This window comes from Cupriavidus sp. 05T313, assembly GCF_056396665.1.
Genome location: NZ_JBFTLX010000298.1, coordinates 1 through 7,995 on the forward strand (window position 1 = coordinate 1; position 7,995 = coordinate 7,995).

Annotated in this window: 7 protein-coding genes; all 7 read right to left on the minus strand. The window is 64.6% G+C overall.

Annotated elements, in window-relative coordinates; translation table 11 throughout:
- On the minus strand, nt 1-1,025 hold a 1,025-nt coding region (hflK, locus tag AC1DKD_RS36495; protein WP_477144382.1), incomplete at its 3' end, for an FtsH protease activity modulator HflK.
- A gap of 104 nt (nt 1,026-1,129) precedes the next feature.
- The gene (gene hflX, locus AC1DKD_RS36500; protein WP_441632051.1) at nt 1,130-2,377 is read right to left on the minus strand and encodes a GTPase HflX; all 1,248 of its coding nucleotides are present in this window, start codon (nt 2,375-2,377) and stop codon (nt 1,130-1,132) included.
- A gap of 296 nt (nt 2,378-2,673) precedes the next feature.
- Nucleotides 2,674-2,913, minus strand: coding sequence for an RNA chaperone Hfq (hfq, locus tag AC1DKD_RS36505; RefSeq protein WP_006157757.1), 240 nt, complete (start codon nt 2,911-2,913; stop codon nt 2,674-2,676).
- A gap of 208 nt (nt 2,914-3,121) precedes the next feature.
- The gene (gene der / locus AC1DKD_RS36510) at nt 3,122-4,465 is read right to left on the minus strand and encodes a ribosome biogenesis GTPase Der (protein ID WP_035874870.1); all 1,344 of its coding nucleotides are present in this window, start codon (nt 4,463-4,465) and stop codon (nt 3,122-3,124) included.
- A gap of 225 nt (nt 4,466-4,690) precedes the next feature.
- Nucleotides 4,691-5,878: an outer membrane protein assembly factor BamB gene (gene bamB / locus AC1DKD_RS36515; protein WP_441632048.1), complete on the minus strand. Its 1,188-nt coding sequence runs from the start codon at nt 5,876-5,878 to the stop codon at nt 4,691-4,693.
- Between the two features lie 95 nt (nt 5,879-5,973).
- Entirely contained in the window at nt 5,974-6,606 is a 633-nt protein-coding gene (locus AC1DKD_RS36520) for a YfgM family protein (protein ID WP_441632046.1), read from the minus strand.
- 75 nt (nt 6,607-6,681) lie between these two features.
- Nucleotides 6,682-7,992 (minus strand): histidine--tRNA ligase, encoded by a 1,311-nt coding sequence (hisS, locus tag AC1DKD_RS36525; RefSeq protein WP_477144383.1) that lies wholly within the window; start codon nt 7,990-7,992, stop codon nt 6,682-6,684.
- Nucleotides 7,993-7,995 lie beyond the last annotated feature (3 nt).

Below are 7,995 nucleotides of genomic sequence, written 5' to 3' on the forward strand. Positions count from 1 at the left end.
GCGGTACCCTTGGCGCGCGGGATCACGTCATTGGCGTAAGCCTGGCCTTCGCTGATGGCACGCTCCCGGTCCTGGCTGGCCTTGTTGACATCGTCGAAGGCGGCCTGCACCTGCTCGGGCGGCTGCACGCTCTGCACGTTGACGGAGATCACGCGGATACCGGTCTTGTAGGCGCTCAGGATCGACTGGATGGATTTGGCCAGATTCTGTGCGATCTGCTCGCGGTTCTCGTAGAGCACCGCGTCCATCTTGTTGCGCCCGACGATCTCGCGCACCGAGGTCTCGGCGGCCTGGGTCACCAGTTCTTCATCGCCACCACGATCGGTCTTGTTGTAGAACAGGAATTCGCTCGCGTCCTGGATGTCGTATTGCACCGTGAAGCGGACGTCGATGATGTTCTCGTCCTGCGTCAGCATGGACGCGTCCTTCAGGTTGCTGTCCTTGATCGAAGTGGAGCGCCCCACCTCTACCGAACGCACGCCCGACAGGTTGACGATCTCGGCGGACTGGATCGGGTACGGCAGGCGCCAGTTGATACCGGGGCCCGTGGTGTACTTGAACTTGCCGAACTGCAGGATGACGGCGGTCTGGCCTTCCTGCACCATGAAGAATCCGCTGGCCAGCCAGATGCCCAGCGCGGCGACCACCACCACGCCGGCGCCGATGCCCGAGCCCTTGCCCGGCGTGCGCGCGCCGCCGCCGAAGCCCTGGTTGCCGCCACCGCCGTTTTCCTTGCGGCCGAGCAGGCCATTCAGGCGGCGATTGAAATCGCGCCAGAGCTCGTCGAGGTCGGGCGGACCATCCTGCGGGGGACGCTGGTGCTGGCGATTGTTGTCGCGGCTGTCCTTGTCCTTGTCCTTGTCTTCGTCATCCGGGCCGCCCCGACCCCAACGTGGATCGTTCAACGACAGGATCGCGCGCAAACGCTGCCAGGCCGTCCGCGACGGTGCATGGCCGCCGTTGCGGCCACCTGCGCGGCTGCCAAAGGCATGGCTCGATTCAGAATTCCGGGGAAACTGGGGCATGAAGTGCACGGGTCCGGGATAGTTGGAACAGGGGGATTCTAACAGTCATCGACGCCACATTTTCCTATTTGAGGCAATCTGGCCGTGATTTCCGTCGAACTGGATCAATGCATGTCGGGTTCTTCCGGATTCACCCCGGCGTCTTCGCGATCATGATCGCCGCCGTCATCGTCGTCGTGATAAGCCGCCACATCAGCCAGGCGCGGGTCCAGCGGCGGACGTTCGGGCGGACGTTCGGCCAGCCAGCGCGCCACGTCCACCAAGGCCTCGCGCAAGGTGTCCAGACCGATGCCGTCGCGCGCACTGACGAACACGCGCGTCGGCACGCCGTCCTCATTGCGCTCCACCCTGGGGCCCTGCGCCAGAAGTTCCGGCGCCGCGTCGATCTTGTTCATCACCACAATCTGCGGGATGTCGTCGGCATTGATCTCGGCCAGCACGCGATTGACCTGCTCGATCTGCTCATGCCGCACCGGACTGGAGGCGTCGACCACATGCAGTAGCAGATCCGCGTGCACGGTTTCTTCCAGCGTAGCCCGGAACGCAGCCACCAGTTGGGTGGGCAGATCGCGGATAAAACCGACGGTATCCGATAACACCACGTTGCCCACATCCTCCAGGTAAAGCCGGCGCGAGGTGGTATCCAGCGTGGCGAACAACTGGTCGGCCGCGTAGGCACGCGCCTTGGTCAGGGCATTGAACAGCGTCGACTTGCCGGCATTGGTATAGCCGACCAGCGAGATGCTCAGGGTGTCGTTGCGGGCGCGCGCCCGCCGCTGGGTGCTGTGCTGGCGCTGCAGCCGCGTCAGGTCAGCCTTGAGCCGTTTGGCGCGTTCGTCCAGCAAGCGGCGATCCAGCTCGAGCTGACGCTCGCCCGGGCCGCCGCGCATGCCGATACCGCCCTTCTGCCGCTCCAGGTGGCTCCAGGCGCGGACCAGCCGCGAAGCCTGGTACTGGACCTGGGCGAGCTCGACTTGCACCTTACCGACGTGGCTCTGTGCCCGCTGCCCGAAGATATCCAGGATCAGGCCCGTACGGTCGATCACGTGGCGTTGCAGGAAACGCTCCAGATTGCGCTGCTGCGCAGGGCTGAGCGTGTGATTGAACACCACCACGTCGGCGTCAAGCGCATCGGCGGCTTCCTTCAGTTCCTCCGCCTTGCCGGAGCCGATGAACAACGCCGGATCCGGGCGCGACCGGCGTCCGGTCAGCGTATGCACCGGGGTGGAGCCGGCGGTTGACGTCAGCAACGCCAACTCGCTCAGGCTTTCCTGGAAATCATGCTTGCCGAAATCGACACCGACGAGGATGGCGCGGGAGGTCTCGGAATTGGAGGTGGCTCTGGATTGCAAACGGGAGGATCGCGAAACGCGAGAAAGGAAAACGGGTTGGAACCGGCTGGGAGGCAGTGGCGGGTGCCGTGAGGCAAGGCGCCGCGGCCCGGGAAGACACTCGAAGCGGGACGCTATCCGCGGCGGCATGCACCAGGGTGAGCATGTCCCTGCTCATGGCCGTTGTGCGCCCAGGATGGCCGGGCATCGTTTGGTGTCGCGCCAGCGCATCTGGCCCCGGCGCGACACCGGCAACTGGCAGCCTTGTCGTGATGCGACCGGCCTGCCGAAAAGACTGCGGAACACTCCGCGAAAGATCAACCTTCAGCCGTTTCGTCCACGCGGAAATTCACTGCGCGGGCCGGTACGACGGTGGAAATCGCATGCTTGTAGACCATCTGCGTCACGGTGTTGCGCAACAGGACGACGTACTGGTCGAACGACTCGATATTGCCTTGCAGCTTGATGCCATTGACGAGGTAGATTGAAACCGGTACGTGCTCTTTGCGCAGCGCGTTCAGGAACGGGTCTTGTAGCAATTGCCCTTTGTTGCTCATGGCACACTCCAAATTTATAGATTTAGTGATAGATGATGGGGACGATGATCCCCGATTCAAGTCAAACGGCGCAAAACCGCGCCAAAAAAAGATCAAAACGGTACCAAGCTAGCATCGTCTCGCAGGGAACCCCCTGCTACCGTGAATTTAGCCTCAGTTCCAAACGAACGCAAACGAAAGTTGGCCGCCTGGGCTCCCGCTGTCCGACTCAATCCTTCGAGTCSGCRTAYGGGTTTTTGTTCGTACGAAATTCGATGCGMAGCGGCGTGCCCTTCAGTTTGAAAGCCGAGCGGAATCGGTTTTCCAGATAACGCCGATAGGTGTCCGCAATGCCGGAAAGCGAATTGCCGTGCACGATGATGATGGGCGGGTTGGAGCCGCCCTGGTGCGCGTAGCGCAGCTTGGGCCGGGTTGCACCGACGCGCCGCGGCTGCTGGAATTCGACCGCTTCCTGCAGGATCCGCGTGAGCTGCGGCGTGGGCAGCTTGACCATCGCCGCCGCATACGCGTCGTCCACCGAGCGCAGCAGCGCGCTGATGCCGGTGCGCTCCTTCGCCGACACAAAGTGGAAATTGGCGAAATCGAGGAACTGTAGCTTGCGCTCCAGATCGTGCTTGATGCGGTCGCGGGAGTGCCCGTCGAGGCCGTCCCACTTATTGACACCGACCACCAGCGCACGGCCGGATTCCACGATGAAGCCAGCGATATGGGCGTCCTGCTCCGACACATCCTGCTGCGCGTCGAGCAACAGCACCACCACGTTSGCRTCGGCRATCGACTGCAGCGTCTTGACCACCGAGAACTTCTCGATCGCCTCGAACACCTTGCCGCGCTTGCGCAGGCCRGCSGTRTCGATCAGCGTGTAGGGCTTGCCGCCACGCTCGAACTCCACGTAAATGGCGTCCCGCGTGGTGCCAGGCATGTCGAACGCGATCACGCGCTCTTCGCCGATCAGCGTATTGACCAGSGTSGACTTGCCCACGTTGGGGCGGCCCACAATGGCGATCTTCACGCCACGCTGGGCGCCGTCGTCTTCCTCGGCGAGTTCGGGCCGCTCCTTCACCGCCAGCTCGAGCGCCTCGTCGACGAGTTCGCGCACGCCGTCGCCGTGGGTCGACGAGATGGCATAGGGGTCTCCCATGCCCAGCTCGTAGAACTCGGACACCACGGTGGTGTACTTCATGCCTTCGGCCTTGTTCACGGCCAGCATGACGCGGCGCCCGGTCTTGCGCAGGTAATCGGCGATCACCCGGTCCTGGGGCGCCAGCCCGAGGCGGCCGTCGACAAGAAAGATCACCACATCGGCCTCGACCACAGCCTGGCGGGTCTGCTTGGCCATCTCGGCCACGATGCCGTCCTTGGCCACCGGCTCGAAGCCACCGGTGTCGATCGCGATGAACGGGCGTTCACCGATACGGCCTTCGCCATAGTGGCGGTCGCGCGTGAGCCCCGGCAAATCGGCGACAAGTGCGTCGCGCGAACGGGTCATGCGGTTGAATAGCGTCGACTTGCCCACATTGGGGCGGCCGACCAGAGCGATAACTGGTTTCATGCAATAAACGGAAATGGGGGCCGGCAGATGCCGCCCCCCAGGAACTCCGGAGTGATATGGGTCCGACGGCCGGGCGTCGCGCGCCTGGCCACTTTTCCTGTCGGGCGGCCGGGTTAGCTTTGCAACCCGACCTCGTTCACCTGCACGGCCAGGAGGGCCGTGCTACCGGATTGGCGCCGCCCATGCCGACAGGTGCATGGGCAGTCGCCATGAATATTGACCGCCTCAGTCCGGCACGAAGCCGTAGAGGTTGCCATCGCGCGTCTGCACCACCAGGGACGTGCCCGCCACAACCGGCGCAGCGGTAATCTCGCTGCCATCGGTCTTCAGGCGTGCCACGAACTGGCCGTCCTCACGCGAAATGAAGTGTACATAGCCCTCGTAATCGCCCGCCACCACCGAACGTCCCACCGCCAGCGGCGTGCCGAGGCGGCGGTAGAGCAGTTGATCGTTCTTCCAGCGTTCCGTGCCGTTCTGGCGGTCGAAGGCATGGACCACCGAGCGCTCGTCGCTGGCGTACAGCGAAGCGTCATCCTGCGCAGGGCCGGTCGGAGACGAGAAATCCTTGCCCCATTGCGGCTGGCCATTGGCCAGTTCCAGGCAGGCGATCCGTCCCTGGAACGTGGTGGCGCAAACCTGGCGGCCATTGACCATGGGCTGGCCCGTCACGTCGTTGAGCCGTTCGATCTCGGACACGCCCTTCGGATAGGAAACCGTGCTCTCCCAGCGCAGCACGCCGTTGCCGGGGGCCAGCACGCCCAGCTTGCCGCCGGGGAAGCCCATCACGATACCGTCGCCGGCAAACACCATGCCCATCGACGCGCGCAGGTTGAGCGCGGTCTGCGAGCGCTGGTAGATCCAGCGGCGTTCGCCAGTCTGCGCGTCCAGGCCCAGCACGCGGGTATCGGTCGTACGCACCACCACCAGGCCGTTGCCGACCAGCGGCGCGGAGAGGACCTCGCCATTGACCTGCTTCTTCCAGAGCTGCTTGCCACTTGCGTCGAAGGCGAACACCGCGCCCTTCTCGCCCGCCACCGCCGTGACGGAGCCGTCGCTACCCGGCCCGGAGGTCAGGTCGATGTCGGTCTTGGCCTCCCACAGGGTACGGCCAGTGATGCCGTCGAGCGCCACCACCTTGCCGCCGTTGGAGGACGCATAGACGGTACCGCCTGCGACGGCCGGCTGCAGCGTGTACGGGCCGCCCTTGCCGACGCTGGCTTTCCAGGCCTGGCGCACCGACAGCGTCTGGGTGATCGGCTTGAGTTCGACCGGCGTACGCTTGTCACTCTTGCTGAACAGCGAGCAGCCGCCAAGGCTGGCGACGCTGGCCGCACAAGCGGTGGCCACCACCAGGGCGCGGACGAACTTGCCGTGTTGCTGGTTCTGGGCCGTGCCGGAAAACAATGACTTCATGAGGTTCCGATCCTGAATTGGGTTGAAGCGCAAGGGTGCGGGCCTGCGCAAATGCGAGTGCCCGCGGGCCTGTCGGCTAGCCGGATCCACCGCCTTCAGGCGGCGCCCAGCGCGTCGAGCTTGAACTGGATGATCTGGCGCATGGCCGCATCGTTGGCGCTCAGCTTGTCGAGCGCCTTCTGATAGGCCGACCGTGCTTCCGAGCGCTTGTCCTGGGCTGCCAGCAGATCGCCGCGGCGGTCGGCATACAGCGCCACGAATGGTGCCGGCGGCTCGTTCTTCAGCAGCGCCAGGCCCTGGTCGTAAGCCTTCTCGTCGAGCAGCACGCCAGCCAGGCGCACGCGCGCGAGGTGAGCATATTCGCCTTCACCGTGGTCGATCGCCCACTGCAGCTGGGTCTTCGCGCCGGCCAGGTCGCCTGCATCGTACAGCACCTTGGCCGACACCAGCGCGGTCATGGGGCCATAGGCGGTCTTGCCGAATTTCTGCTCGAGGTCGCCGGCGGCGCGCTTGATCCGCTCGACGTCGCGGCTCTCGGCGGCCTTGACGACCTGCTCGTACAGCAGCGCGGCTTCGCCGGCCTGCTTGCGTTGCCAGTAGTTCCAGCCGCTCCAGGCAGCGAAGGCCAGCAAGCCGGCGATCAGGGCCCAGGTCACGGTATTGCCATACTGGCGCCACCAGGCCTTGAGGCTTTCAAGCTGTTCCTGTTCTTCTAGATCGTAAGCCATGTCGAGGGATCCACCCGCGTGTGTTTGTTATAAGGGACCGCGCCGCGCGGCCCCCGGTTCCGCTGCCTGGTTTTCTTATTCGCTGGCGCCGACCATCGCGTCGATGATGTGGGCAACCAGTTCTTCAGCCGGTACCGTCACCTGCGCGCCACCGCCTTCGGCCTGCGCGCCCTGCCGCAGATCCTTGACCTGGACCGTACCCGCCGCCACTTCGTCGTCGCCAATGATAACGGCATAGCCAGCGCCGTTACCGTCCGCGCGCTTCATCTGCGACTTGAAGCTGCCGCTCTTGCCGTCCGGCGTGGCATGCAGCAGCACGTCGAGCCCGGCATCGCGCAGCCGCTCGGCGACGATCATGGCCTGCAGGCCCGCCGCTTCGCCCTGGTGGACGAGGTACACATCGCACCCTTCCGCCTGCGGCGCGAGTTTCTCCTCGCGCAGCAGCTCGATGATGCGCTCGATGCCCATCGCCCAGCCGCAAGCGGGCGCCGGCTTGCCGCCCATCTGCGCGATCAGCGGATCGTAGCGGCCGCCGCCGGCAATGGTGCCCTGCGCGCCGAGCTTGTCTGTGATCCACTCGAACACCGTCAGGTTGTAGTAATCCAGCCCTCGCACCAGGCGCGGGTTGATCTTGAACGGGATGTTGTTGGCCTTGAGCAGGCGCTGCACGCCTTCAAAGTGGGCCAGCGACTCCTCGCCCAGGAAGTCGATCAGCTTGGGCGCGTTGCTTGCCATTTCCTGCAGCGCGGGATTCTTGGTATCCAGCACGCGCAACGGGTTGGTGTATAGGCGGCGCTTGCTGTCTTCGTCAAGAATGTCCTGGAAGCCTTCCAGGTACTTGATCAGTTCTTCGCGATGCGCGGCGCGCTCGTGCGCCTGGCCCAGCGAATTGAGCTCCAGCCGCACCCCGACCAGCCCGAGATCGTCCCACAGGCGCTGGCACATCATGATGATCTCGGCATCCACGTCGGGACCGGCGAAGCCGAGTGCCTCCGCACCAAGCTGATGGAACTGGCGATAGCGCCCGCGCTGGGGACGCTCGTGGCGGAACATCGGGCCGGTGTACCACAGGCGCTTGGGGCCGTCGTACAGCAGGTTGTGCTCGATGGTGGCACGCACCGCGGCCGCCGTGCCCTCGGGGCGCAGCGTCAGTTGCTCGCCGTTAAGCGCGTCGGTGAAGGAATACATTTCCTTCTCGACGATGTCCGTCACTTCGCCGATGCCGCGCACGAACAGTTGCGTGTGCTCGACGATGGGCGTGCGGATCTGCTGGTAGCCATAGGCGCGCAGCATGGCGCGCGCGGCGTTCTCGAAATGCTCCCACAGCGGCGCGTCCGCGGGCAGCATGTCGTTCATGCCCTTGACGCCCTGCAGTGCCTTGGGCAACTT

Coding starts and splice junctions, on each gene's coding strand:
- hfq (WP_006157757.1), bottom strand. CDS start 2,913: ATGAGCAACAAAGGGCAATTGCTACAAGACCCGTTCCTGAACGCGCTG.
- bamB (WP_441632048.1), bottom strand. CDS start 5,878: ATGAAGTCATTGTTTTCCGGCACGGCCCAGAACCAGCAACACGGCAAG.
- AC1DKD_RS36520 (WP_441632046.1), bottom strand. CDS start 6,606: ATGGCTTACGATCTAGAAGAACAGGAACAGCTTGAAAGCCTCAAGGCC.